The sequence below is a fragment of the Algoriphagus resistens genome (assembly GCF_001442615.1).
GTDB classification, from domain to species: domain Bacteria; phylum Bacteroidota; class Bacteroidia; order Cytophagales; family Cyclobacteriaceae; genus Algoriphagus; species Algoriphagus resistens.
Genome location: NZ_LMXN01000022.1, coordinates 17,428 through 42,533 on the forward strand (window position 1 = coordinate 17,428; position 25,106 = coordinate 42,533).

General features: G+C 42.0%; 22 protein-coding genes. 10 read left to right on the forward strand and 12 right to left on the reverse strand.

Annotation, left to right across the window (positions count from 1 at the left end; genetic code table 11):
* Positions 1-26: 26 nt before the first annotated feature.
* From AS141_RS24410 to AS141_RS24435, 5 genes are all read right to left on the reverse strand, one after another.
* Complete coding sequence (locus AS141_RS24410; RefSeq protein WP_057940378.1) at positions 27-881, reverse strand: SDR family NAD(P)-dependent oxidoreductase; 855 nt, start codon at positions 879-881, stop codon at positions 27-29.
* A 252-nt stretch (positions 882-1,133) separates the two neighbouring features.
* Positions 1,134-1,868 carry a GNAT family N-acetyltransferase gene (locus tag AS141_RS24420; RefSeq protein WP_057940338.1) on the reverse strand — a complete coding sequence of 245 codons (735 nt, stop codon included), beginning with the start codon at positions 1,866-1,868 and terminating at the stop codon, positions 1,134-1,136.
* Entirely contained in the window at positions 1,868-2,317 is a 450-nt protein-coding gene (locus AS141_RS24425; protein ID WP_057940339.1) for a DMT family transporter, read from the reverse strand. The genes AS141_RS24420 and AS141_RS24425 overlap by 1 nt, the downstream gene beginning before the upstream one ends.
* A gap of 22 nt (positions 2,318-2,339) precedes the next feature.
* Complete coding sequence (locus AS141_RS24430) at positions 2,340-3,038, reverse strand: dienelactone hydrolase family protein (protein ID WP_057940340.1); 699 nt, start codon at positions 3,036-3,038, stop codon at positions 2,340-2,342.
* A gap of 53 nt (positions 3,039-3,091) precedes the next feature.
* Entirely contained in the window at positions 3,092-3,721 is a 630-nt protein-coding gene (locus AS141_RS24435; RefSeq protein ID WP_232425000.1) for a Crp/Fnr family transcriptional regulator, read from the reverse strand.
* Between the two features lie 252 nt (positions 3,722-3,973).
* On the opposite strand from AS141_RS24435, the gene AS141_RS24440 reads away from it, so the two are divergent.
* Positions 3,974-6,310, forward strand: coding sequence for a GH92 family glycosyl hydrolase (locus AS141_RS24440; RefSeq protein ID WP_057940342.1), 2,337 nt, complete (start codon positions 3,974-3,976; stop codon positions 6,308-6,310).
* A gap of 320 nt (positions 6,311-6,630) precedes the next feature.
* On the opposite strand, the gene AS141_RS24445 is transcribed toward AS141_RS24440, so the two are convergent.
* Entirely contained in the window at positions 6,631-7,335 is a 705-nt protein-coding gene (locus AS141_RS24445) for a hypothetical protein (protein WP_057940343.1), read from the reverse strand.
* Between the two features lie 407 nt (positions 7,336-7,742).
* Entirely contained in the window at positions 7,743-8,483 is a 741-nt protein-coding gene (locus tag AS141_RS24450) for an SDR family oxidoreductase (protein ID WP_057940344.1), read from the reverse strand.
* A 102-nt stretch (positions 8,484-8,585) separates the two neighbouring features.
* Here AS141_RS24450 and AS141_RS24455 point away from each other — a divergent pair, with 102 nt between their 5' ends.
* Positions 8,586-9,005: a winged helix-turn-helix transcriptional regulator gene (locus AS141_RS24455; RefSeq protein WP_057940345.1), complete on the forward strand. Its 420-nt coding sequence runs from the start codon at positions 8,586-8,588 to the stop codon at positions 9,003-9,005.
* 232 nt (positions 9,006-9,237) lie between these two features.
* Here AS141_RS24455 and AS141_RS24460 read toward each other — a convergent pair whose 3' ends face one another.
* The 5 genes from AS141_RS24460 to AS141_RS24480 form a co-directional block, all read right to left on the reverse strand.
* Positions 9,238-10,071, reverse strand: a complete 834-nt coding sequence (locus tag AS141_RS24460) for an endonuclease/exonuclease/phosphatase family protein (protein ID WP_082632428.1) — start codon at positions 10,069-10,071, stop codon at positions 9,238-9,240.
* A gap of 54 nt (positions 10,072-10,125) precedes the next feature.
* Entirely contained in the window at positions 10,126-11,766 is a 1,641-nt protein-coding gene (locus AS141_RS24465) for a RagB/SusD family nutrient uptake outer membrane protein (protein WP_057940346.1), read from the reverse strand.
* A gap of 22 nt (positions 11,767-11,788) precedes the next feature.
* Positions 11,789-15,136: a SusC/RagA family TonB-linked outer membrane protein gene (locus tag AS141_RS24470; RefSeq protein WP_157243582.1), complete on the reverse strand. Its 3,348-nt coding sequence runs from the start codon at positions 15,134-15,136 to the stop codon at positions 11,789-11,791.
* A gap of 154 nt (positions 15,137-15,290) precedes the next feature.
* Positions 15,291-16,322: a FecR family protein gene (locus AS141_RS24475; RefSeq protein WP_157243583.1), complete on the reverse strand. Its 1,032-nt coding sequence runs from the start codon at positions 16,320-16,322 to the stop codon at positions 15,291-15,293.
* A gap of 39 nt (positions 16,323-16,361) precedes the next feature.
* Positions 16,362-16,904 (reverse strand): RNA polymerase sigma factor, encoded by a 543-nt coding sequence (locus AS141_RS24480; RefSeq protein WP_057940349.1) that lies wholly within the window; start codon positions 16,902-16,904, stop codon positions 16,362-16,364.
* A gap of 459 nt (positions 16,905-17,363) precedes the next feature.
* On the opposite strand from AS141_RS24480, the gene AS141_RS24485 reads away from it, so the two are divergent.
* The 8 genes from AS141_RS24485 to AS141_RS24520 all read left to right on the forward strand — a co-directional run bounded on the left by AS141_RS24485 (position 17,364) and on the right by AS141_RS24520 (position 25,106).
* The gene (locus tag AS141_RS24485; RefSeq protein WP_057940350.1) at positions 17,364-18,851 is read left to right on the forward strand and encodes a glycoside hydrolase family 32 protein; all 1,488 of its coding nucleotides are present in this window, start codon (positions 17,364-17,366) and stop codon (positions 18,849-18,851) included.
* A gap of 64 nt (positions 18,852-18,915) precedes the next feature.
* Complete coding sequence (locus AS141_RS24490; protein ID WP_057940351.1) at positions 18,916-19,260, forward strand: hypothetical protein; 345 nt, start codon at positions 18,916-18,918, stop codon at positions 19,258-19,260.
* A gap of 66 nt (positions 19,261-19,326) precedes the next feature.
* Positions 19,327-19,821 carry a hypothetical protein gene (locus AS141_RS24495; protein ID WP_057940352.1) on the forward strand — a complete coding sequence of 165 codons (495 nt, stop codon included), beginning with the start codon at positions 19,327-19,329 and terminating at the stop codon, positions 19,819-19,821.
* Positions 19,822-20,113: 292 nt separating this feature from the next.
* Positions 20,114-20,548 carry a (4Fe-4S)-binding protein gene (locus AS141_RS24500; protein WP_057940353.1) on the forward strand — a complete coding sequence of 145 codons (435 nt, stop codon included), beginning with the start codon at positions 20,114-20,116 and terminating at the stop codon, positions 20,546-20,548.
* 13 nt (positions 20,549-20,561) lie between these two features.
* Positions 20,562-21,122 carry a glutathione-regulated potassium-efflux system oxidoreductase KefF gene (gene kefF / locus AS141_RS24505; protein WP_057940354.1) on the forward strand — a complete coding sequence of 187 codons (561 nt, stop codon included), beginning with the start codon at positions 20,562-20,564 and terminating at the stop codon, positions 21,120-21,122.
* Between the two features lie 11 nt (positions 21,123-21,133).
* Complete coding sequence (locus AS141_RS24510; protein ID WP_057940355.1) at positions 21,134-23,014, forward strand: monovalent cation:proton antiporter-2 (CPA2) family protein; 1,881 nt, start codon at positions 21,134-21,136, stop codon at positions 23,012-23,014.
* Between the two features lie 66 nt (positions 23,015-23,080).
* Entirely contained in the window at positions 23,081-23,692 is a 612-nt protein-coding gene (locus AS141_RS24515) for a TetR/AcrR family transcriptional regulator (RefSeq protein WP_057940356.1), read from the forward strand.
* Between the two features lie 58 nt (positions 23,693-23,750).
* Positions 23,751-25,106, forward strand: coding sequence for a TolC family protein (locus AS141_RS24520; protein ID WP_057940357.1), 1,356 nt, complete (start codon positions 23,751-23,753; stop codon positions 25,104-25,106).

Genomic DNA, 25,106 nt, shown 5'->3' on the forward strand with positions numbered 1-25,106 from the left:
TAATCTGCCGGCCATCCTCCTCAAATTTAGTGTATAACATTAATTCCCTGTGCAGCTGTGGATAATTCATCCCACTCCTCCCATTCTTCCAGCCGTTCCTTGTATGCAGCTTTAACCCCCGATAAATTATGACTGCCCAGGTTAAATCTCAGCGGTGGGTTTTCTGAATCGACCATGGAGAAAAGTGCATCAGGAGTAGCCTCCGGATTTCCCCGCTCCATGGTGCTGAGTTCTTCAAAAAAATTCTCTTTAAAACCGGCATATATTTCCATTCCTTCAGCAAACTTTAAGGACTGCTGGCTCCCAAATTCTGTGGCATAGGCACCCGGCTCTACGATGGTCACCTTAATATTGAATTGGGCTATTTCGGTGGCCAGGCTTTCATGGATGGATTCAAAAGCCCACTTGGATGAGCAATAATAGCCTATCACCGGAAACGTGATGTGCCCCAAGTTGCTCGATGTGCCCAGAATATGTCCATAACCCTGCTTTCTTAACAGTGGCAATGCAGCCTTAATTACTGACAGTGACCCAAAAATATTGGTTTCGTAAAGCGCCCGGACATCGTCTGGATCGGATTCCTCAATGGTTCCTACCAGAGAATATCCCGCATTGTTAAAAACTATATCCACCCTGCCAAAATAAGCAAATGCACGCTCCATAGCCACCTCCACCTGCTCAGGCCTGGTCACATCCAAGGATAAAAGCAACACATTATCCCCGTAGCGCTCTTTAAAATCCGCGATGCTTTCCATATTTCGTGCAGTGGCTGCCACTTGATCGCCCCGCTTTAAAGCAGCTTCAGTCCATACCCGTCCAAATCCTCTGGAAGTACCGGTAATGAACCACACTTTTGATTTCTTTTCAATTTGTGATGTCATCGTTTTCATGTTTATCGTACCCTACAAAGGTCTGACCGAGGAAACTGAAGTTTGTAACCCAAACAGGGGGAACTGTAACCAAATCGAGGGCAAGGATACAATGGGCAGTTGCAAATGGAAGGAAATTGTTTTGTCCCCTATCCCATGCATTTTAAAATTAGCTATGCAGAAACTACAACTCATGATCTCAGTTACTTCACATAAAGCACATAACTAAGCAGATTTTAAACCTGAACAGAAATCCATACATTATTATAAGTCAAACATTTTATAAGTCGTCATTAAAAAATCTTCCGTGAACCCCAACTTCAGGTACATATTTTTCCCCATACTTGAGGATTGAAGTGTAGCCCACTTGATATTATGGTGAAGGGCGTTATTTATCAGAATCCCCATAGTTTCTTCGGCAAAACCCTGTTTTCTAAATTGGGGAAGAATACCCAACCCATGTATCCCGATTACGTTTTCCGTCGGGTATACGATTACCGTACCTATGGGATGCTCGTCTAGGTAAATGAGGTAATAAAGTATACTGCCCTTGGTTTTTAAAAGTGTTGCTGCCGAAATGGTATAGCCAAAACTCTTTGGGTAAATTTCCGACCAAAGCCGGGCATCATGTTCTGAGTCCACTCTCCTTAAACGGATGCGGCCGAGGGATTTAAATTCCTGCTCAAGTCTTAATGACATTCCAATTTGCCCGCTCTTTTTCACAAATCCTTCGGCTTCCATAGCCGATTGAAAAGTGTCGCTCTCTTTCCCCCAATAACTCACCGATAATGGTACAGATGTGCTTCGGACGGTTTCAATTGCCGCTTTCAGAGTTTCCTTTTTATAACCCTCCCCATGAAACCAAAGCCGGTTGGGCCATTCGGAACCCGGTACCTGACAATAGCTAAATCCCTTCCCACCAGTCATGTTCTGAAAGGAATCCCCAACGGTTTCCCATAAAGAAACAAGGTTGTTTATGTTTACCTTATTGATGTCCATTATTTTAGATTTATTAAGAATATTCCCACAATCATTGCCAATACCCCCATTAGCTTTTTAAAGGTTATGGGATCTCCGGGAAGGTTCAACCAACCGAAATGTCCCGCCACCACAGAAAACAAAAGCTGCCCGCAAAGCCCCATGGTTATCATTTTGGTAATTCCGATTTTGGGAATTAGGAAATAATAGAAAGTAATGCCCGTGACACTGAACAGCCCTCCAATAAACCATAGGTACCAGGGTACTTGCCTGGCGTTCTGAAGATTGATTCCTTCTTTCGAGAAAACAACTACAAAAGCGGTAGCCAGCAAAGCCCCTGTGGCATAGGTGCAGGCAGAGGCCAATATAGGTTTTTTAAGTAGTGCACCCAATTGGGCACTAAAACCCGATTGCACAGCCAGCAACACCCCGGCAATCAGCGCAAATGCGGATAGTAAAGATTGATTCATAAATTCACGGCATTGTGAGTTTTCACTTTAGTAATTCTTGTAAGAACAAAAGCATATGTTGCCAAGCCCGGTTGGCCATCTGTTTGTTATAGTCCACTGACTGCGGATTGGTAAAGGAATGCCTGCAATGGCCGTAGCAGAGCAGTTGCCAGTCGGAATTGGATTCGTTCATTTCGACGATAAGCTTATCAAGGTCGTCCTTCCTTACCGTTTGATCATTGGCAGGATGCTGTATCAACACCTTGGCATGTATGGGATAGTTCTTCCTTTCGGGATCTTTATACAGTCCTCCATGGACACATATCGCCCCGGCTACCGGAAAATTCCCCCGGAGGGTTTCCAGTGCCCCCGTTCCGCCAAAGCAATATCCGATGACTGCTATTTTATTTGGAATGGTACCGCATTTGGCAAGTTGGTTCAATGCAAGGGAAATCCTTCTTTGGTAAACCCTAAAATTTTGTTTGAACCAAGAGGCGCTTTTAAAGGCTTCATCACGACTTTTAGGAGTGTTTCCTTCCCCATAAATATCAGCAATGAAGGCGATGTAACCTTCCTTTTCCAGATTCAGGGCTGCATTGGCCGCTTCCTCATCTATGCCATATATAGCGGGCAGAATAAGGACAGCCGGCAGGGATTTTCCTGCATTTTTGGTTATAAAGCCATTCAGTTTTTGACTTGCATCATGATATGAAACAGAGTCTAAGCGTTTTGAAACGTTCATAATCTTTGCCTTTTTTATAAGACAAAGTAAATGACCCTGACAGGTTTGGTCCTTTACATAGGTTGAGTGGGGCTATTTTTTTTAAGGCTTTTACGGATACGGCTCAACTGCGTAGGGGTTATGCCGAGGTGTGAAGCAATGTGCTGCAAAGGGATTCTTTGATCGATTCCGGGATTTGCGGCAAGAAGCTTTTCATACCGTTCAGTGGCATCTTCCATAACTATTGAAATCTCCCTTTGCTCCTTGTCTATCACCCAGTTTTTTTCAAGATAAGCTATGTAGAAATTAATAAGCTCTTCATTACTGTAAATCAATTCTTTGTATCTACGGTAATCAAGGCTTATCAATAAACTGTCCTCAATAGCCTGCAGGGTAAATTTTGAAGGGATTTTCAATAAGGCGGAAACTTTGGAACCGGCAAACTGCTTTTCCAAAAAGATGTTTTTGTTGTAGGTGTTGCCTTGCTCATCTACAAAATAGGCTATTACTGCGCCTTTACATATAAAATACAGCTGTTTCGAAATTTGCCCAATGTCCAAAAGTATTTCATCTTTTTTGATGGTTTTGAACTTAATGAGGTCTTTTAACTGATGAAATGCCTTGTCTGAAACAGGGTAATAACCCCGAACAGTTTCTTTGAATTCAGTGATATACTTTTCTCCGGTCATCCGTATTATGCTCAAGCGATTTTAATATTACCCAAAACGATTTATTAATGGTGAATTTTCTCGCCTCAGGGTAAATTTAAATTTTTAATCAATAAGTCCATATGTTTATACATATTGCCTTTTTATCTTTGATATGCAAATCCTGCGAATTAATATTGAAGGGCAAGCCTATCAAAATAATCCTACAACTATTTAAAATTCAGGGAAAGTTCTTCAGGAATTCGGACAGTGGAGCATCCTGCATTCATCATTAAACCAGACTAATCCATGAGAAAAATCATAGGTTCAAGTTTTTTACTTTTCAGCACCCTTTTAACTACGCTTTCTGCCCAAGAACCCGTTAAATCCGTTGACCCCTTGATTGGCACCGCCCACGCAAGATATTTTCATTTTGCTCCCGGGGCTATGCCTTTTGGTATGGCCAAGCCTGCCCCATCCACCAATGGTAGCTTGGGAAATAAAAGTGGATGGGAAGCCACCGGATACGATTACCGGGATAGTTCTATAGAGAATTTCCCAAATTTTCATGAGTTCCAGATAGGTGGGGTAGCGCTCATGGCTACCACAGGTGCACTGCAGACCGTTCCCGGAATAGCTGAAGATCCGAGCTCAGGATATCGCTCAAGGTTTGACAGGAAAGATGAAGTTGCCGAAGCAGGATATTATAGCGTCCTTTTGAAAGATTATGGAATAAAGGCCGAACTCACTGCTACTGAAAGGGTTGCTTTTCATCGCTATACATTCCCAAAAAGCGAGCAGTCCCATATTCTTTTTGATATAGGAAATATGATGGGTGAGAGTGGAAAAGTGAAGGATGCCGAAGTCAAAATCAATCCTGACGGGACAGTTGAGGGCTATGTGATTACTGCTCCGGTGTACGTCGAGAAGTATCAGACAGGAGCGGATATCAGCATGTATTTCTATGCGGTACCCAGCAAACAGAGCCAGAAGTTCGGAGTATTCAAAGGAGATCAGATTACAAATGATGCAACCGGTGTTAATGGAATTTCAAGTGGTGCATTTTTCACGTATTCTACTAAAAAGAATGAGGCAATTGAGCTAAAGATCGGCTTATCCTATACTTCTGTGGATGCTGCTAAAGCAAATTATCTCTCGGAGGCAGAAGGTTTGGATTTCGATACCGCCAAGAGTAGAAACCAACAGGCCTGGAATTCAATGTTGGGAAGAATAAAAGTGGAAGGCGGAAAAAAAGAGAACAGAACGAAGTTTTATACCGGGCTTTATCATGCCCTGCTGGGAAGAGGATTGGCCAGTGATATTACGGGAACATATCCTAAAAATGACGGTTCTGTAGGTCAGATCGTATTGGATAAAAATGGCAGGCCCATTCACCATCATTATAATACGGATGCGATATGGGGGGCATTTTGGAATCTGACGCAAGTCTGGGCAATTGCCTATCCTGAATATCTTTCCGAATTTATCAATTCCCAATTGCTGGTTTATAAGGATTCCGGTTGGCTGGCAGATGGAATTGCCAACAGCAAATATGTATCCGGTGTAGGGACCAATTTTGTGAGTCTGGTAATAGCAAGTGCCTACCTTCAGGGTATCAGGGATTTTGATGTGGATCTCGGTTATGAAGCTGCTTTAAAAAATGAACTGGAGGGAAAGGATAGACCCCGGGGTGCGGGAAAACTGGACGTAGATAGATTTGTCCAAAATGGCTATGTCGCCCATATCGATGAATCAGACAATGAGATTCATGAATCATGGATGTTCTCAGCTTCACATACCTTGGAATATTCTTTTAGCTCATATGCGGTCGGACAATTTGCAAAGGCTTTAGGAAAGAGTGAAGATTACGAAAAGCTCAATAAACTCGCCAATGGATGGAAGCATTTATTCGATCCGCAGCTCAAATTAATCCGTCCAAAATTAGAGGATGGTACTTTTATTGGAAACTTTAAACCAAGCCAGGCGTGGCGTGGATTTCAGGAAGGCAATTCTTATCAATATACTTTTTATGTGCCCCATGATGCCAAAGGGTTAATTGATCTCATAGGTAAGGATGAGTTCAATACAAGATTGGACAGTATATTTATTAAAGCTGAACCCTTAGAATTTGGTGGTGGAAAGACTATTGATGCATTCAGTGGTCTGGAAGGTATGTACAATCAGGGAAATCAACCGAATCTACACGTGGCCTGGCTGTTCAATTATTCTGGAAAACCATCCTTAACACAGAAATGGGTCCGGGAAATCTGCAATAAATTTTATGGAACTGAAGGAGTTCACGGGTATGGATATGGACAGGATGAGGATCAGGGACAGTTAGGTGCATGGTATGTTTTGGGAGCAATAGGGCTATTTGATGTGGCCGGACTTACAAAACCAGAGGCAAAAATGGGATTATCCTCCCCGTTATTTGATAAAATAACCATCACTTTGAACCCCAAATACTATCAAGGCAAAGAGTTTGTGATCAAGAAAAAATCCGGTAAAGCTACGGGCACATTTATAGAGAAAATTATGCTGAACAATAAAGAAGTACACGAACCTTTCATTCCATTGAACGCCATCACTTCGGGAGGGCAACTGGAATTGGAAATGGGAAATGCGGCAAAAGATTCTTATAACTGATTTCCGCCTCGATCCTGGCTATAGACTAGGTAGAAACAATTTTATCCTAAAAGGAAAAAAGCAAAATGCCCCTCAAAAGTGGCATTTTGCTTTTTATGCATATCCGCTTTTCCGCCGGTAACAAGACAAAAGCACTATAGGAGTTGGTTAACAATGGCATTCAGGCCAGTTAGGTCACCTGTCTGAGATCTTCTGACAGGGCGAACAAAGAAATTTGGTTACGCGTATAACGGTGGAAAATCATTTTACTTTTTTAAGTAAATCAGCTTCTGCTATACCGTATCCAGCTCCTGCTCAATCTGAGAATGAAAAATTCAGGGCTATTTTTCAAAGCTCAACATACTAAATGGAGCATCTTTAAAAGAACCACTTGCTTCACCCTTTTTTGGTTTGGAGGCATTGGTATTTATTCCGGCTATACTAAAGTTACCGGAAACAGTACCTTCAATTATCCCTCCTTTATTACTTAAAATTTTCAGATCAGAAAAGGTAATTGTGCCACTTTCGGTATGGATATCATCATCTGCCCCTGCCAAGCTGTTCATTCCGCCATCTGGGGAAGTCCCTCCTACCAGTCCATAACCAAGACCTATACAACCTTCCGGATTATTTCCGCAATCCCTCTCTTCCCAAAATGTATGGGGATGGACCAAGTTCGCAGTGAATGCACCCCCCTGTTGGGTTATCAGCTTATCGGAATAAAAGGTAAAGGTGGCAGAGGTGCATTTCCCTTTCGCTTCAGTAAGTAATCCCATACTGATTCCGGTGGTATAAACGCCTTCAGCATCTGTAGGGAGTTGACTGAAGCTGAAATCAACTTCTTCCGGATCCCAGGTGTCAGCAGAGCCGTTATGGGTAAGTTTGTATTCAGCGTTCAGGACCAAATCATATTCCTCGTCGTCTGAAAAATCCTCCTCAATCAAATCCTCCTCTTCGTATTCTTCTTCAGAATTGTTTTTTGAAGTACATGATACCAATACCAGAAGGCATATACATGCCAAATAAGTTAGCTTGATAGTTTTCATTGTTAACAGTAAATAATTTGACTATAAAATTAATAAACAATTCTGAAATCAGAACCCCCGATACCAGACCAAAAAATCACCCTATCTAATACTAAAATCAAGAGGAGAATTGAATTAACAGACTGACTTTAAAAACAATCAATAGTAACGAATCCCTGCTCCTTTTTCTGGAAGTAGGCACAGAAAAATCATCACTTAACTTCCTCATCTGAATACTTGATCAAGAAAGGTCATATGAAATCTCCCATGCATTGTAATCATTCCAGTGTGTGACGCTGGAGTCATGCTCGATTTCATATGATTATAATTTGTCTTTTAAGGGTCATATGGAATCTCGCATGCATTATAATCATTCCTCTGTGTGTTGCCTGCAACATGCTCGATTTCATCTGTTTAAAAATTCTCGGTTAAACTTCAGAATCCACCGCAAGCTTAGCGGCAACTTCGGCAATTAGCGCATGAATTTTTTTGGTATCTCCAACCGGTACCTCTACCTGGTCTTTCCCCAGAGCAATAAACAGTTCGTCGGCCACCTCAGCAGGTGGAATCCCATTTGCCCCTCCTATTTCAGCAGAGAATTCTGTATTGACTAAGGGCGGATATAATTCATATACCTTCAGGTTTTTGTTGCCCTCGAAAGTATCTCTCAAACCTTGCGTGTAGCTATGCAGCGCAGCCTTACTCGCGGAATAAGTCGGCAAATATTGGTTTCCTCTGAAAACTGCAATTGAAGTCACATTTACGATTGCAGCATCTTTTTGCTCCAGAAGATGGGGCAAAAGCAAGGAAGTAAAATGAATTACACTGATATAATTTGTATTGATTTCCTGATAGGCTTTGTCAGCCGCGTTATTAGTTGGGTCGTTGAGGAGGTTCATAAATGCAGCTCCAGCATTGTTAACAATGATATTGACTGCTGGATACTTTTCGGTCAATTCCCTGGCAATTCGAGCACGCTCAGATTCCAAAGACAAATCACCTTGAATGGCTACAGCATTGTCTAATTCATTCAAAGCATGTTGTAATCGCTCTTGATCGCGGCCATTGATAATTACCTTATTTCCGGCCTCGCTAAAACGCTTTGCGATAGCTAAGCCTATCCCGGCACTTCCACCGGTTATAAAGATGGTATTTCCTGTAGTTTGCATGTTTCTTGCTTATTTTAATTAATTGCCTTAAATTTGCTTGCAATTTGCAAGCGCAAATATACTTACTCACTTTCATTTTGCAAGTGTTTTAAAAAATTTTCTATGACTACGTCAAAAAAAAGATCTTCTTGTCCGGTAAGCAGTACCCTTGATATCTTTGGAGACAAGTGGTCTCTACTGATTATTAGGGACTTAATATTCTCCAAAAGCTGCACTTATGGTGACTTTCAGAAATCTGAAGAAAAAATCGCAACCAATATCCTTGCTTCCAAGCTTAAGGCATTAGAGGAAAATGGAATCATTAAAAAATCCCGTCATCCCGAAAGCAAGGCGAAAGTACTCTATCAACTCACTCAAAAAGGGATAGATTTGCTTCCGGTCCTTATAGAAATAAATCTTTGGGGACAAAAGTATTTTGAAGTTCCAAAAGAGCTGGAACCCATCATCAATGCAATAAAGAAAGATAAGGCAGCCTTTATCGAAGTACAGTCGAAAGAACTGATGGAAGCCAGCGGACTTTAAAATCCGCCTCCTCCCCCCTCTTATAAAAGACCACTAACCGGAATATACCAATCAATGCCAATAGCCCATATCGAGTAGCTTACAGGTCACCATTGAAGCATTTGATCAATATCCACTCTGATCCCTAGTTGAGTATACTAACTATTAAATAATGGGCCAGGGGCCTCAAAGCATGGAAAGTATCAAACCAAAAAGCATATTTTCATACCTGGTAGAAATCTATGTTCATTTATCACTTCTGTTTTAGAAGGATCAGTTCAGCAGCTACAGGCAAATGATCTGACGCATACGTCTCCTGAATCACCCGATGGTTTTCCACCTTAAAGTCCTTTTCACTACTGAACATGATAAAGTCAATAGTTTTATTAGGATTAATGACTGGAATGGTAGGTGCGCAATCATTTTTACAAGTCCTGGTAAAACTACCATCCAGTTTTAGGATAGGGGCACTATTCGGAGTGGAATTAAAATCTCCTACTAAAATCAACGGGCTCTTCTCCCCTTCAAAATAATCGACTATACTTTCTGCCTGAGAAAGTGCATTAGTAGCGCTGCTAAAATCCAGGTGTGTATTGGCAAACTTATACCTTGAACCATCTTCCAAAGAGACTGTGGCGATGGATATAGTTCGCTGTTCTGTACCTTCCTCGGCAGGAAGCAAAACTGTGGCTGTCTCCGAAAGCGGGAATTTTGAAAGTATAGCAGTACCATATTCACCTCCTTTATAATCTATGCCTTTGCTAAAATAGTAATAAGGCATTCCGCTCATTTCGGCAAGTTCCTTAGCCATATCCAAGTCAGATCCGGACCGGGAAGTAAATACATCTACTTCCTGAAGTCCTACAATTTCGGCTCCACTCTCCACTATTACCCGAGAAATTGCCTCAAGATCTATAAAATCAGGTCGGGAAGGCGGATTACAGTGATGGATGTTGTATGAAAGGACTTTGATTGGCCTGCCCTCATAAACAACTGGATCTTGTAGGATAGGCTTGGTTGGTTCTTCTGAATTGGCGCAGGAAGAAATGCCGAAAAACAAACTGAGAAGTAACAGAAATTTGTGCATGATTGGTTGATTATAAGGAAATCCTGACCCCATAAGGGCCAGGATAAGGTCAATTTACCAGTTAGGGTTTTGTGAAAGATTAGGATTGAGATCCCGCTGAGCCAATGGAACTGGCCACAGATAATGTTTGGACTCATCAAAGGTATTACCGCTCAAAAATACAATATACCCCTCTTCATCGATAGGAACATTTTCTACATCTCCCTGACGAATGATAAAATCCTTTTTAATCCCCTTTACATCTTTTGCAAGCAGGTCACCCCTTTTCCATCTGAGAATATCAAAATATCGCTGGCCTTCCAGTACCAATTCAACCCGCCTTTCTCTTCTGATCTCCTCCCTGAGATCCATTCCCCATTCCTGTAGTTCAGAAATAACCATGGGATGCATATTGACTCTCTCCCTCAACAGGTTAACGGTATTATCCAAATCCTCCTGTGTAAGCGTTCCCTGCTCCAATCTGGCTTCAGCATAGTTGAGCAATATTTCAGCATACCTCATGATAATGATATCATTTTCATCCCGATTGTAGGTTGGAACAGCATTCAGATCACAGTATTTACTGAAATAATACCCGGTAGGAGTTACAGAACCCTGTCTGTTTTGGTTAAACTTTGGAGCGGTAAAAACAGAATTATCCGTATTTTCAGGATTCCCGTCCTGCCTGCCTCCCCAAGGACTGCCAGGAGAAAGAATGGTCATTTTCATCCTGGGATCCCGGTGTTCAAAAAGGCTGTCGTAAGTGGTTTCATTATATAACGGGGAGTCCTGGATTGTTTTACCATCCACGCACAAATAAGCATCTACCAGAGATTTTGTAGGATTCCACCTGGCTGACTGGTCAGGAACCTGAATTTCCCGGCTCAGGTTATGCATGCTGATATCGGTTGTATAAATCCTGCTAAACATGGTTTCCCTATTTGTTGGGGATTTGGATGCATCACTTTCAATCATAAAAAGTTCATGGTAATCAGGATAAAGCTGGTAGACCCCAAGATCCATTACCTCTTTGGCAGCAGCCTCCGCCACATCAAACTTCTGATAAAACAAGGCTACCCTGGACTTCCATCCCAACGCTGTTCCTTTGGTTATCCTTCCATAATCCGAGGAGGAATAACTTTCCGGAAGATCTGCGGCTACTGCGGTAAGTTCTGCCAAAATCCATTCTACAATTTCTTCCCTTGAATTCCGCTCCCCGTAAATTTCCGGGTCACCCACATTCAGTGCCTGGGTCACGTGGGGAACATCTCCGAACAGAAAGGTCAGATAACTGTATAAGTAGGCCCGTATGAATCTTACCTCACCTGCATACCTGTTTTTGAGCTCTTCATTTACCATTTCCGCCTTTTCATAATTTTCAAGGAAATGGTTGCATCTTCTAATTCCCGCATAGGCTTGCGTCCATTCAGTATTTAAGGTTCCCAAATCATTGTTATAATTCCCACTGGAAATCAGCCGATAGGAAGTCTGTGTAGGCCATACGGTGTTATCCCCCATATTTTCCATGTCCACGGTATTTTTCCCTTTAACATAGGCATAGGTACCATTGACCGCCAATAGCAATTGTTCCTCATTTTGCCAAAAATTGGCATCAGAAATAGCATCCAAAGGCTCCCTGTCAAGAAAGTCATCGTTACATGCCTGAAGAACCAAGACAGTAAGCAGTAGTGCTAGGATAATTTTGATATTTTTCATCGTGTTAATGTCTTAATGAATATTACTGAAGCCCAATGTTTACCCCTACTGTAAAAGTCTTCGCCTGCGGGTAATACCCTCCGGCAGAAAGCGGGGATTCAGGGTCATAAGCATAATAGAAATCAGTTTTGGTAAATAAATTATCCCCGGAAAAATAGACCCTGAATTTATTCACCCTCAATCGTTCCAATAATTGGACGGGCAGAGTATAGCCTATTTGGAGATTTTTTAACCTGAGATAGGAAGCATCCTCAAGCCAATAGGAGGAAACTCTGGAATTGTAAGTCTCTCCGAAGGTAAGTCTTGGGTAAGATGCATCGGTATTTTCAGGCGTCCATCTGTCTCTGTGGGTAGTCTGGGGATACATGGAAGAACTTTTATAGGCATGTCTGGCATTATCGTACAGATAACCCACAGCCTTTCCTACCCCTTGGAAAAAGAAAGAAGCATCAAAACCCTTCCATCCGATATTCCCTCTAAAAGAATAGGTATAGCGTGGAAATGGATTTTCGAGAACTGTCCTATCCCCTTCCGCGGTGATTTCTCCGTCTCCGTTCAAATCTTCGTAAACCAAATCACCCGGCCCAAACTTGCTTAACTCACTGGAGGTCACCGGAATATTGGGAACCAGCTCACCATCAACCCTATCAAAATCGCTTTCCTGCGCCAAACGGGTGGCAACAAAGCCATAATAGGACCCGCTTGCATAGCCCACCAAGTTCACATCTGTTCCGTATGCAGGAGGTGTATCACCCATGTCCAGTATTTTATTCTGAACATCTGAAAGCTGAAAATTTGCCCCGTATCTAAATTCCTTGATTTGGTCCTGCCAGTCCAGGCTCAGTTCCCAGCCCTTATTCTCCACCGCTCCCGCATTGATGTCACTTGGCGTGATTCCCAGAACAGTAGGCTGCGGAACCCTTAAGAGGATATCTTTGGTCTGTTTGTTAAACCAGTCCCCGGTAAAGGAAAGCTTTCCCTCGAAAAAATATAGATCCAGACCAATGTTCAGCATCTGTACAGTTTCCCAGGAAAGGTTGGTACCAGCAGAAATAGTCTGAGCAAACCCATTGGTTCTCTGATCTCCAATCGGCATAGTCCCCACATCGTTGAGAACTGGCAGATAGGCATAATATTCTGCAAATCCTATCATGTCGCTCAGGTACTGGTTGCCCAATTCACCGAATGAAACCCTGGCTTTCCCGTCATAGACCACCTTCTTGAGACCTTCAAAAAAAACCTCATCTGAAAATCTCCATCCGGCAGAAAGAGAAGGGAAAAACTTATAGCGGTTCTCCTCGGACAATCTGGAGGAACCATCGTATCTGCCATTCAATTCGAGAAGGTATTTCCCTTTATAGTCATAGTTTAATCGTGCAATCCCGGACCTCAATGCCCAATGATACCCGTCGCCACTGTTATTTTGTACAGGATTAGTACCTAAATCCAAGGCGGGAACATCCTCTGAGAGAAAATTTCTGCGGTTGCCGGAAAAAGATTCATATCGTTGCCACTCCTGTTGAAAAGCCAAAAGTCCGCTGAAATTATGCTCACCCCAGGAGTTTCTATAATCCAGCTGTGCCAAGGCATTTTGGTATCGGTTGACATAATCCACAATTGTCAGGGAATTTTCCTCCACATTAAACCAAAGGATATCTCCTGAGTCAGGGTGCCTATGTACCACTTTTTTCACAAAGGTCTCTCTTCTTGAATTACTCATAACCTGGCCATACTGCCCCTTAAGACTCAGATTTTTATGAAGGTTGAGCTGGCCTGTGATATTGGCGGTAAATTCCTGCGATGAAAAAACATTACTGCCTCCATCGGTAGCAATGGCCACCGGGTTGTTGGCACCGCCACCATAGCCCCATTCGCCGTTGGTATACCTGACAGGTACCAAAGGAGAAATATTCAATGCTCCACGGATAACACCACCGGAGGCAGTGGTGGACCATTGCGGTGAATGATAAACCCGATCGATATATCCAATATTTGCATTTAGATCCAGTATATCCAGTAATGTCGTATTTAGCTTAAATCTTAAATTGTTCCGCTTGGAAGAATAGGCATCCCCAACTACGAGTCCGTCCTGGGTCAAATTCCCATAAGACACCAGATAACTTAGATTTTCAGCACCTCCTGAAACGGACACATTCGTCTGATACTGGGGAGCCCGCTCTTTAAAAATTTCTTCTATCCAGTTAGTGCTTGCCGAGAAGTTAGGATCGGTCCCATCGATTACTTTTTGGATATCCTCCTCCGAATACGTTTCAGACTGGCCTACATTCCGGAGTGCCTCGTTTTGGAGTTGCATCATTTCCACGGATCCCAGCATTTCCGGGAGCTGGATAGGCTTCTGGATACCGAAATAACTATTGATGCTAATCTGCGGGGCGCCTTTTCGCTTACCGGATTTTGTGGTAATCAAAATTACACCATTTGCACCGCGAGAACCATAAATGGATGCAGACGCGGCATCTTTTAGGACTGAAACAGACGCTATATCATCGGGATTAAGGATATTCATATTCCCTTCAATCCCATCAATGATCACCAATGGATTGGAATTGTTGATACTGCTTACGCCCCTGATTCTTATAGAACCATTATCTTGTCCGGGCATGGCTGTATAATTCTGGACTACCAAGCCGGGCATCAATCCCTGTAACAAATTGGATGTATTGGTAGTGGGCCTGTTTTCCAGATCCTCACTGGTAACCATTTCAACCGCACCGGTAACATTCACTTTCTTTTGTTCCCCAAACCCTACGATCACCACTTCATCAAGTGCTTTGGTATCCCCTCCCAGATAAATGGTAATAGTCTCATTGTCTCCGAGAAGGATTTCCTGCGACTCATAGCCAATGAAACTGATCACCAAAACCTGCCCGGACTCGGCACTGATCTCAAACGCCCCATTCACATCAGTCACAGTGCCAGTAGTAGTCCCCTTGATCTGCACCGTTGCCCCCGGTAGGGGTACATCACTATCCCCATCCATCACGGTCCCGGAATACAACTGGAATTCGGCTTGTTTTTTCTGCAGTTCCGTTTTCTTTTCCTTAATGGCAATCATTGAGTTTACCTGCTTAAAACTCAGATTAGTAGCCCTTGATATATCTTCCAACACTTTCAACAGACTCCTTTCACCAGGGCCAATCTGGATAGCTATTTTTTTGGGGTGAATAGCCGAATTGTAGGTAAAAAGAAATTCAGTCTGTTTTTCAATAGCTGATAACACCTGATCCAGATTTGCATATTTTGAACTAAACTTTACCTTAGTCGTTTCCAGGTCTTGCCCGGTTACATTGCCTGCCAGCAATGTAGTGGTGAGTAAGCATGAAATAAATACACTGTAAAATAGCCTCATAAGCCAGGGCTTTACTTTTTTTAGTAAGCGTGAATCCATAATTTTGAATTGTTTAAATGTGAGTTTAGACAAAAGGAAATGTTCCTGTAGACTTATCTATACAGGTCGTTTCTACCAGAAATGCGGGGGTGCTGCAACACTCCCGTTTTTTCTTTTAACAAGGCTTCCCTTTGATGATGATCATTTGGTTCTCGGTGAATTTGTAGTCTACATAGCTGGCATATTTTAGGATTTCAAGAATATTTTTTAAGGTTTCATCACGTTGTTTTAATGTCACTCTACAGTTTAAAAGCCTTGGATCTTCCACGGAAAACTCCACCCCATACCACCTGCTAAGACTTTTCAGTACCTGTCCCAGCCTCTCATTTTCAAAATATATGTATCCCTGGGTCCATAAGGCGATAGATTCAGGATCAACTTTTTCTAATTCCACTGTTGAACTGGCATGGTCATATATAACAACATCACCAACCTGAAGCTTGACCGGATCCAGAGCCTGCACCGGAAAAGTCACCTGCACTGTTCCTGACTTTACTGCCACCTCCTGATGCTTTTCATCCGGAAATGACCGGATATTAAATGATGTGCCCAAGACTTTGGTTTCCAATTCCCCAGAGGAAATAATAAATGGGCGGCTTTTATCAGGGGTTACTTCAAAAAATGCCTCACCGGACAGCATGATTTTTCTTGTGCTGTCAGAAAATTCTACAGGATATGAAACTGATGAAGATGAATTTAATCGGACTGTGGTTCCGTCTGCCAGCGTAATTGTCGCTTTCTGACCTTCTACTGTAGATTTGGTTACCATTTCAACACTTTTTTCAGGGCTAATCCCATAAAGCCAAAACGCCAATAATCCTAAACACATGATAATAGTGATGCTTGCAGCCTTGCCCCAATTCCAGCTTTTTTGGGTAATCGGTTTTACCCCTGAAGAAGGAATATAAATACCGGTAGTTACTTTCTTCCAGGCAGAATTTTTATCGGCAGAGTCACCCCCCTTGGCCTCAACAGTATTGTCAAGCTGAATTAAAAAGTCTCTATAGCCCTGGGCAAACTGAACGTCGTCCCTAAGTTTCTTTTCAAACTCATCTATCTCATCAGTAGACAACTCTTCAAGTAAGTATTTTTCAAAATATTCAAAATTTTCTAAACTCATATCTCCCTGCATATACAGGTATGACACAGATTCAAATGAATTTGACTATTGTCCTGCTGAAAAATATCAGGAAAGATTGTTCTTTTCTTTAAGACTGTTTATTACAGCCCTCATCTGGTTTTTTACAGTGCTTTCAGAAATCTGTAACGTTTCAGCGACTTCCGAATTTGAAAAGCCTGATTTTAGTTTTAGCTGAAGAATCAATCTCCTTCTATCTGGTAGGGAATCGGTAAAAAAATCCAGCTTATCCTGAAATTCTTTGAACTCCATCTGTTCATCCGGTGAAAGCTCAGTACTGATAAATACTTCGGAATAGTCCTCGTAATTCATCATTTCCACCTTTCTTCCCCGAAGGTGATTGAGGCAGGCATTTTTTACGGATTTATACAAGTATGCCCTAAGTGAACCGGTGATCTTAATCTGATGACGTTGGTTCCAAAAGCGAATAAAAAAATCACTTACCAAATCCGATGACATATCAGAAGGACGTACATAGATGGCCGCAAAGTCACAGAGATCATTATAGTACTTGTCAAAAATAAACTTTAACCCAACCGCATCATTACCGGAAACCTGGGATAAAGCATCATTATCTTCCTTATTCATCATAATGTAACAAATATACCTTTGCAAACCATAGTTGACTGATTCTGGAGATTAACAAATAGTTAAACTCCAAAATATAAATTATATCCTACGAAACCCCACTTTACTAAAATTTTTGTAAATGTGTTCCATCACCTGAGAGATTTAATTCGGCAATTAGACCACTAAATGAAAGATACATTCGCCGTAACCCATTGTTTTTTTTGTGAGGGAATAGTTAAAAGCAAGACATCCTGTAAATTCGGACGATGTCCATATCCTTTAAATTTAACTTCCCAAACTTCTCTTATATGAGGCCACAGCTATCCATTACTTGGATGTGGGCAAATTTGAAATAGCTTTAATGTACTTTTGGAAGAACAGGCAATATGCTTTCTATACAACTCAGCTCGCTGTAAATTCAACTATGAAGCTCAATGAAATACAATTCTAACCCGATAGTGAAGCCAACCGCTTAAAAACATGAATCGAACACTACTTTACCTATCCATTTTCGGCATTTTTGCGCTTTTCTGTTGCAAACCCAAGCCTCAAATCACCTTCGAATCCATTGTGACAGAGGAATTTAGACCATCATACCATTTTACCCCTGAGTCGGGTTGGATGAATGACCCAAATGGTTTGATCTATTTGGATGGAGAATACCACCTCTTCTATCAACATTATCCTGACAGCACTGTCTGGGGCCCTATGCACTGGGGACATGCAGTTTCTACTGATTTGATCAACTGGGAGTCACTTCCAATAGCGCTTTATCCCGATAGTCTAGGGTACATTTTCTCAGGAAGCGCAGTCTTGGATGCAGAGAACAGTTCAGGATTGGGCACTGCAGAAACCCCTCCAATGGTCGCTATTTTCACCTATCACAATGCTGAAGAAGCAAATACTTCATCCAGCACATTTCAGAGTCAGGCCATCGCTATCTCTTTGGACAAAGGCAGAAGCTGGGAGAAATATGAAGGAAATCCAGTCTTACCCAATCCAGGAATCCGTGACTTCCGGGATCCAAAGGTCTCCCAGATTACAAACCCTGACGGTTCCAGGTCATGGATCATGACCTTAGCTGTCCTTGATCAAATCAATTTTTATAGTTCTACAGATCTGAAAAACTGGACTTTACTTAGTGAATTTGGAAAAAACACCGGTGCCCATGGTGGAGTATGGGAATGTCCGGATTTACTACCTTTCAAAACTCCCGCCGGGGAAAGCAAATGGGTTTTGCTTGTCAGTATTAATCCGGGAGGTCCTCAGAACGGGTCAGCAACCCAATATTTTATCGGTGACTTCGTCAATGGGCGATTCTCGCCGGATGACACCATGATCCGTTGGCTGGATTATGGCCCGGACAATTACGCAGGGGTAACTTGGAGTAATCTCCCTACCGCTCAGAACAGAACACTGTTTATAGGCTGGATGAGTAACTGGCTCTATGCAAATGTGGTTCCAACCACAACCTGGAGATCAGCAATGACCGTACCCAGAGAATTAAGCCTGTTCGATGTGGACGGTACTTTACTGCTGAAGTCTGCTCCTGCGGATGAACTTGAAAAACTTCGTTCTGAAGAATATGAGGTGGATAAACAAACTTCTGAATTACCTTCTGAAGCAGTGGAAATCACGGCCAATGTAAATTCAGATTCTTTTTCGATAACCTTCTCAAATGAACTTGGGGAAAGTCTTGTACTCTCAAAAGAAAATGGTCTTGTGAGCATAGATCGGAGAAATGCTGGCAAAAGTGATTTTCAGCGGGATTTTGCAGCAATGCATTCTGCACCTATGAGCTGGGAGGCAAAAGATATCAGGATATTTTTAGACGCATCATCCATAGAACTATTCGTAAATGATGGGGAATTAGTAATGACTTCTATCCTATTTCCAAACAGTCCATGGAAAAGCGTAACGTTTTCTGAAAACCTGAATTCCTTAAAAATCTATAATTTGAAAAAATAAGGGTGGCTTGCTATTGACTTCACAAAACATTTTGTCATAAATTGGTATATCAAGCCATAAAAAAATGAAAAAACGGTTACCAATCCTTATGATTTCCCTGAGTTGGGTGCTATGGTTTGTGTCTGTTTTTTCATTTCCGGTTACTATAGATTCTTCCGGAAATGGCTTCGCTCATGATTCGGTTTCGAATCTCGCTCAGCTTACTAAAATCCAGTTTAATGCTCCACCGGAATTGCTGGAAATCCCGGAATTCAAGGTTGATTGGACTCTTAATGCCAAACTTAACCCTAATTGGTATTTTGACTTTCTTAGTCCCTATAAAGTCTGTTTACCTCCTTCATTTTTCAAAAAGTCAATTCCACTTTTCGATATAAAGGACATTTTTATACATTTTTTTTACCCTTGGTAAAATAGAATAGAACCTTTCCTGGCGACCTTATATCGCACAAAATCTATTCATTTTATCCTAATTCTTATGATCTCAATTGATTCTGTCACTCTTGTAGTGACATCTTTTGCCCTACTGGCTTCTGCCTCACCGTTTGTATACTACAGTTACAAGCTCAGAAAAATAAGCAATGAAAATCTTGCGACATTTGAAGAGTTTTCTTCTACTAATAATGTCATTCCAACCCAGCATGAGCGTTGGAGAAACCACTATCATTTAGGTTTGGATAACCAATCCAAAAAGCTGATCTACCACCGGTTCGGCAGCTATCCTGAGCAAAGTCTGATAGACTTGGGCGAAGTGGCCAAAGTCAGCATCCAAGAGAAAATCCGCAGGGTGCTGGTAGGAAAAGAGAAGCGCTTTATATTAGATTTTCTGGCTTTGCAGTTCCATTTCAAGGATGCCTCCCATTCTCCCAAAACAATTGAAATCTATGATGGGGAGCTCTTTTCCGATATGGCGGGCGAACGTGGAATAGCTCAAAAATGGCGAAAAATCCTGGAGAACCACCTGAAAGATTAAATCTACTTAGATACTATATGGTCTGATTCGCAAAAGGTCCAGTTTGTTAACTGGGCCTTTTTTTTGGTCCCTTACCCGATAACCCAATTGAAAGTTGATTATTTTGTATCATTATTTTATGTGTACCCTTGTAACTACGCATACGGGCTGTGCAGAAACTATGGAAGTATAAATTGACAACTCCCTCTTTTTCAAAGGGTGTAATGAGATTTCCACTGGTTATACACGCTACAAATTCTGTTACTTGTATTTATTAGGACATATATTACATTAAGGTCAAAACTCAAACATCATGTCATATACCCCAATTCATAAGGAATATACCAATGGAGAAGTTACCATCACCTGGGAGCCACATAAATGCATCCATTCCAAGAAGTGCGTTTCGGGGTTACCTTCAGTCTTTGACTTTGAAAAAAGACCGTGGGTCAATTCTGAAGGGGCAAGCACAGAAACAATTGTCAAGCAAATAGATACCTGTCCCAGCGGTGCGTTAGGGTATTATTTTGCGGAGCACAAAGAAGAAAACACAGCAGATATTACCTCAGAGCAATTAGTAGAAGTGATTCCCAACGGACCACTGATGGTCTATGGAAACATCCAGGTCAAACTTCCCGACGATCACATCATAAACCAAAGTAAGGTTTCTGCATTCTGTAGATGTGGGTCCAGTCAGAACAAACCTTTTTGTGATGGCACACACAAGAAAATAAATTTCCAAGGCTAAAGCCTATACATGCATGCGTAAAGTACTCGTTCTTTTTGCTCACCCAAAATTTGAACATTCCAAAGTAAACCAAGCTTTGATCCAGGCTATCTCTGGATTGAAAAATATAGAAATCAGGGACCTATATGAACTCTATCCCGATTTCAATATCTCTATTCAGGCAGAGCAGGAGGCACTGTTTGAAGCAGAAGTGATCATCTGGCATCATCCAATTTACTGGTATTCCTGTCCACCTCTCATGAAGCAGTGGATAGATCTGGTTTTGGAATTTGCATGGGCTTATGGACCAGGGGGAATTTATCTAAAGGGGAAATATGTGATAAATACGATCACCAGCGGAGGATCCCAGGAAGCCTACCAAATTGAGGGTAGAAATAACTATAAAATTGAGGACTTCCTTCGACCATTTGAGCAAACAGCCAGGCTCTGTAATATGGTTTATCTACCTCCATTCCATGTAGCAGGAACACATAAAATCACGGATACCGAATTGAGCCAAAAAGCAAAATCTTACAAAGAATTGCTGCTTGGTTTTCGGGATCAGACAGACATTGCCAATTATCGAACCAGCTAAAAATTGAGCTTATGAACGGATTTTTGGCAAATGCCATCATATATATCTTAGCTGCAATTGTCTGCGTTCCCATTGCCAAAAAACTCGGAATGGGTTCTGTCTTGGGCTACTTGATTGCCGGCATTCTTATCGGCCCCTATTTGCTTGGTTTTATTACAAACGAAGGCCAGGGCCAGGATATCATGCACGCCACAGAATTTGGCGTGGTAATGATGCTGTTTCTGATCGGACTGGAATTAGAACCAAAAAACCTTTGGAAAATGCGTCAATTGATTTTACAGATCGGATTGAGCCAAGTCTTAGTTACTGCCGCATTGATTTTCGTAATTGGGGTACTTCTCGATGTTTCCTGGCAGATATCCCTTGCCATTGGCCTTTCTATGGCACTGTCCTCTACGGCTATCGTATTGCAATCGCTCAAGGAAAAGAATCAGATGAACAGCCCAAACGGGAGGCTTTCATTTGGAGTTTTGCTGATGCAGGACATCGCCGTAATTCCGATTCTGGCTCTTTTGCCACTCTTAATCACGGGGGATGCTACCCCTACAGACGAGGCGACAGGGATACATGGGTTGATAGACAGCTTGCCTGGCTGGGCACAGACCCTATCGATTGTCGGGGCTATCGGGATAGTAGTTGTCCTTGGGCAATTTGGTTTTGGCCCCCTTTTGAATTGGGTTGCAAAAAGTAGGTTAAGGGAGTTGTTCACAGCATCTGCCCTACTGATCGTAGTGGGAATATCGTTCCTGATGGAGCTGGTAGGCTTGAGCCCGGCATTAGGCTCATTTTTGGCAGGGGTCATCTTAGCCAATTCACCCTATAGGCATGCGCTGGAATCTGATTTAGAACCTTTCAAAGGCTTGCTTCTTGGGCTGTTTTTTATGGCCGTCGGGTCAACGATCAATTTCAATCTCATCTTTACCAATGCCCCGGTTATAATTTCGCTGACGCTGGGTATTATCATTTTGAAAACAGTCATACTATTGATTATTGGCAAAACCAAGAAATTAAGACTGACAAACAATCTCAGCTTTGCCATAGGTCTTTCCCAAGTCGGGGAATTCTCTTTTGTCACCTATGCTTTCGCTCTTCAACTTGGTATTTTTGCTCAATCGACCTCAGATACATTGATGGCTGTGACAGCTTTGAGCATGACCATCACCCCTATCCTTATAGTATTGCTGGATAAGGTAATCAATCCTGCGATTAGCAAAACCCAAAAGGTGCTAGAAAAAGAGATGGATAGCATTGACGAGCACAATAAGGTAATCCTGGTTGGATTCGGCCATTTTGGTTCGACCCTCGGACGGTTTTTGCGGGCAAATGGCGTAGAGGCTACTATTCTGGATTCGGATCCAGATCGGGTAGACTACCTGAGAAAAATGGGATTCAAAGTGTATTTCGGCGATGGGACACGGGGAGAATTGCTTCACTCGGCCGGAGCAGGCCAGGCATCCATCCTGATTTCTGCCATCGACAATACCGAATACAGTATCAAACTTGTAGAGCTCTGCAAAGAAGAATTTCCACATCTGGAGGTGATGATCCGGGCCAAGAACAGGTACGATGCTTTTGAACTCATGGAAATGGGTGTGAAGAACATTTACAGGGAACATCTGGACACCTCGATTAGAATGGGAGAAGATGTATTGAAAAAACTTGGCTTCAGGGCTCACACCGTACACCGGCTGGCAAAGCAATTTCGGGATTATGACGAAAATGCATTGAAAGTACTGGTGAATTTCAAAGACAATAAAGACGAGTATATTTCCAAAAACCGTCAGCAGATTGAAATGCAGGAAAGCCTATTATCAGGAGAATTGATGCGGAAGTTTTCTGTAAATGATCATACGTGGGACAGCGATTCTATCAAAGAAGCTGATAATTCATGAAATAAACTTCAATAAATTTGGAATATTAAACAGTGTTTAATTAATTTTAACCATTCAAAAATTATAATGGGAATTACAGACCGCAAAGAAAGAGAGAAGGAAGAGCTGAAGGAGACTATTCTGAAAGCTGCAAAAACATTGTTTTTGGAAAAAGGTGTTGAAAAGACTTCTATGAGAAACATTGCAGATAGAATTGAATACAGCCCCGGAATAATCTACCATTACTTTAAGGATAAAAACGAGATTTTCCATGCGCTGCACCAAGAAGGATTTAAAACTCTCAGTGAGAAAATGGAAGTCCTTTCCGTAATCCAGGATCCTTTGGAGAGATTGAAAGCAATGGGAAAAATCTACATAAAATTTGCGATGGAAAACCCTGACATGTACGATCTTATGTTTATAAAAGAGGCTCCACTTTGCCATGTATTTGATTCAGAAAAGGAAGAATGGATAGAAGGAGGGGGCGCATTCAATGGGCTTCGTATGACTATCAAGCAAGCGCTAGCTGATGGGTACTTCCCCGCTCATGAGTCAGAATCATTAGCTTATATGGTATGGTCCACTGTGCATGGCCTGGTTTCTTTAAACATCAGAAAACGATGTGAAGTCATAGACATTACACGCAGAGAAAACATTGTGAGCGATGGCTTAGACGCTTTCTTTAAACTCTTGGGATAATTCCCATTTTTTTTGTCTTAGTATTAAACAGTGTTCATAAAATAGACAATGTAATAAAATGAAAATCAAGACTAGTATTTTACTAATCCCACTTGGCTTATTAATGAGCTATTCTTTGCCTGCCCAGGAGATTTTGAAAGAATACATCCAGCTTGGGATTGAAAACAATCTGGTTCTGAAGGAAAAGAATATTTCGATAGAGCAAAGCATTCTGGCCCTGAAAGATGCCAAAAGTTTCTTTATACCAGCGGTGGAATTTGGAGCGAGCTACACGCTGGCAACAGGAGGACGCACGATCGATTTCCCGGTCGGGGATCTGCTCAACAATGTATACAGCACATTAAATGAGCTGACTCAGTCCCAGCAGTTTTCACAGTTGGAAAATGTCAACGTGAACTTCCTGGCCAACAACTTTTACGATGCGAGATTCAGGGTGAGCATGCCACTCATCAATCCAGATCTATCCTATCAAAAAGACATGCGCGAAAAACAGGTACAAGTATCCCAATACGAGCTGGCTATCTACAAAGCAACACTTATCCAGGACATCAAACTTGCCTATTTCGACTATTGCACCGCCCACATGGCCATAGATGTGATCAAAAGTTCCAAAGAACTGGTCGTCCAGAACTTAAGAGACAACCAATCGCTTCTCGAAAATGGCAGGGGGCTTCCTGCATCAGTATTACGTGCCGAGAGCGAAGTTGAAAATATAAATGCCTTGTTGATTGAAGCCGGGAACAGACAAAAGAACGCAAGTTATTACCTCAATTTCCTCCTCAACAGACCATTGGAAACAGAGCTTATTTTCGAAGAACAACCGCTCGATTGGGAATTGATCAGAAGTCTCACACAGGAAGAAAACCTCTCGTCCAGACCTGAACTTTTGCAGCTTGCCACTCTGCATTCCATTCAGGAAACCCAATTGAAATCAAGCAAAAACTACTGGATCCCCAGACTTAGTACGTTTGCTGATCTAGGAAGCCAGGCTTTCAATTTCGAATTCAGCAGCCAAAACACGGCATACCTGTTTTTTGGGCTGAATCTATCCATTCCCATTTTCCAGGGAGGGAGGAACAGAACCCAGATACAGCGTTCACAGCTGGGTTTAGAAAATATAGCTGTACAGCAAAGCCTCACAGAAAACAAGCTAACCCTTGATCTCAAACTTGCAAAAAACCAATTGAAGACAAGTGAAGCCACTTATCGCTCAGCTGAGAAGAAGACCGAATCCTCGGGCACTTACCTCAGATTAGTCAATCGGGGATTCAAAGAAGGCACCAATTCCCTGATAGAATTTATAGATGCCAGAAACCAATACACGCAAGCTGAATTACAAAAAACGATTACGGCCTATGCACTCTTAAAAGCACAGGCCACACTCGAAAGACAACTGCTCACAGATACATACTAA

What these genes read in the sequence shown, in the direction of transcription:
- AS141_RS24410 (WP_057940378.1), bottom strand. Translation starts at nt 881, where the DNA reads ATGACATCACAAATTGAAAAGAAATCAAAAGTGTGGTTCATTACCGGT.
- AS141_RS24420 (WP_057940338.1), bottom strand. Translation starts at nt 1,868, where the DNA reads ATGGACATCAATAAGGTAAACATAAACAACCTTGTTTCTTTATGGGAA.
- AS141_RS24425 (WP_057940339.1), bottom strand. Translation starts at nt 2,317, where the DNA reads ATGAATCAATCTTTACTATCCGCATTTGCGCTGATTGCCGGGGTGTTG.
- AS141_RS24430 (WP_057940340.1), bottom strand. Translation starts at nt 3,038, where the DNA reads ATGAACGTTTCAAAACGCTTAGACTCTGTTTCATATCATGATGCAAGT.
- AS141_RS24440 (WP_057940342.1), top strand. Translation starts at nt 3,974, where the DNA reads ATGAGAAAAATCATAGGTTCAAGTTTTTTACTTTTCAGCACCCTTTTA.
- AS141_RS24445 (WP_057940343.1), bottom strand. Translation starts at nt 7,335, where the DNA reads ATGAAAACTATCAAGCTAACTTATTTGGCATGTATATGCCTTCTGGTA.
- AS141_RS24450 (WP_057940344.1), bottom strand. Translation starts at nt 8,483, where the DNA reads ATGCAAACTACAGGAAATACCATCTTTATAACCGGTGGAAGTGCCGGG.
- AS141_RS24455 (WP_057940345.1), top strand. Translation starts at nt 8,586, where the DNA reads ATGACTACGTCAAAAAAAAGATCTTCTTGTCCGGTAAGCAGTACCCTT.
- AS141_RS24460 (WP_082632428.1), bottom strand. Translation starts at nt 10,071, where the DNA reads ATGCACAAATTTCTGTTACTTCTCAGTTTGTTTTTCGGCATTTCTTCC.
- AS141_RS24465 (WP_057940346.1), bottom strand. Translation starts at nt 11,766, where the DNA reads ATGAAAAATATCAAAATTATCCTAGCACTACTGCTTACTGTCTTGGTT.
- AS141_RS24470 (WP_157243582.1), bottom strand. Translation starts at nt 15,136, where the DNA reads ATGAGGCTATTTTACAGTGTATTTATTTCATGCTTACTCACCACTACA.
- AS141_RS24480 (WP_057940349.1), bottom strand. Translation starts at nt 16,904, where the DNA reads ATGATGAATAAGGAAGATAATGATGCTTTATCCCAGGTTTCCGGTAAT.
- AS141_RS24485 (WP_057940350.1), top strand. Translation starts at nt 17,364, where the DNA reads ATGAATCGAACACTACTTTACCTATCCATTTTCGGCATTTTTGCGCTT.
- AS141_RS24490 (WP_057940351.1), top strand. Translation starts at nt 18,916, where the DNA reads ATGAAAAAACGGTTACCAATCCTTATGATTTCCCTGAGTTGGGTGCTA.
- AS141_RS24495 (WP_057940352.1), top strand. Translation starts at nt 19,327, where the DNA reads ATGATCTCAATTGATTCTGTCACTCTTGTAGTGACATCTTTTGCCCTA.
- AS141_RS24500 (WP_057940353.1), top strand. Translation starts at nt 20,114, where the DNA reads ATGTCATATACCCCAATTCATAAGGAATATACCAATGGAGAAGTTACC.
- kefF (WP_057940354.1), top strand. Translation starts at nt 20,562, where the DNA reads ATGCGTAAAGTACTCGTTCTTTTTGCTCACCCAAAATTTGAACATTCC.
- AS141_RS24510 (WP_057940355.1), top strand. Translation starts at nt 21,134, where the DNA reads ATGAACGGATTTTTGGCAAATGCCATCATATATATCTTAGCTGCAATT.
- AS141_RS24515 (WP_057940356.1), top strand. Translation starts at nt 23,081, where the DNA reads ATGGGAATTACAGACCGCAAAGAAAGAGAGAAGGAAGAGCTGAAGGAG.
- AS141_RS24520 (WP_057940357.1), top strand. Translation starts at nt 23,751, where the DNA reads ATGAAAATCAAGACTAGTATTTTACTAATCCCACTTGGCTTATTAATG.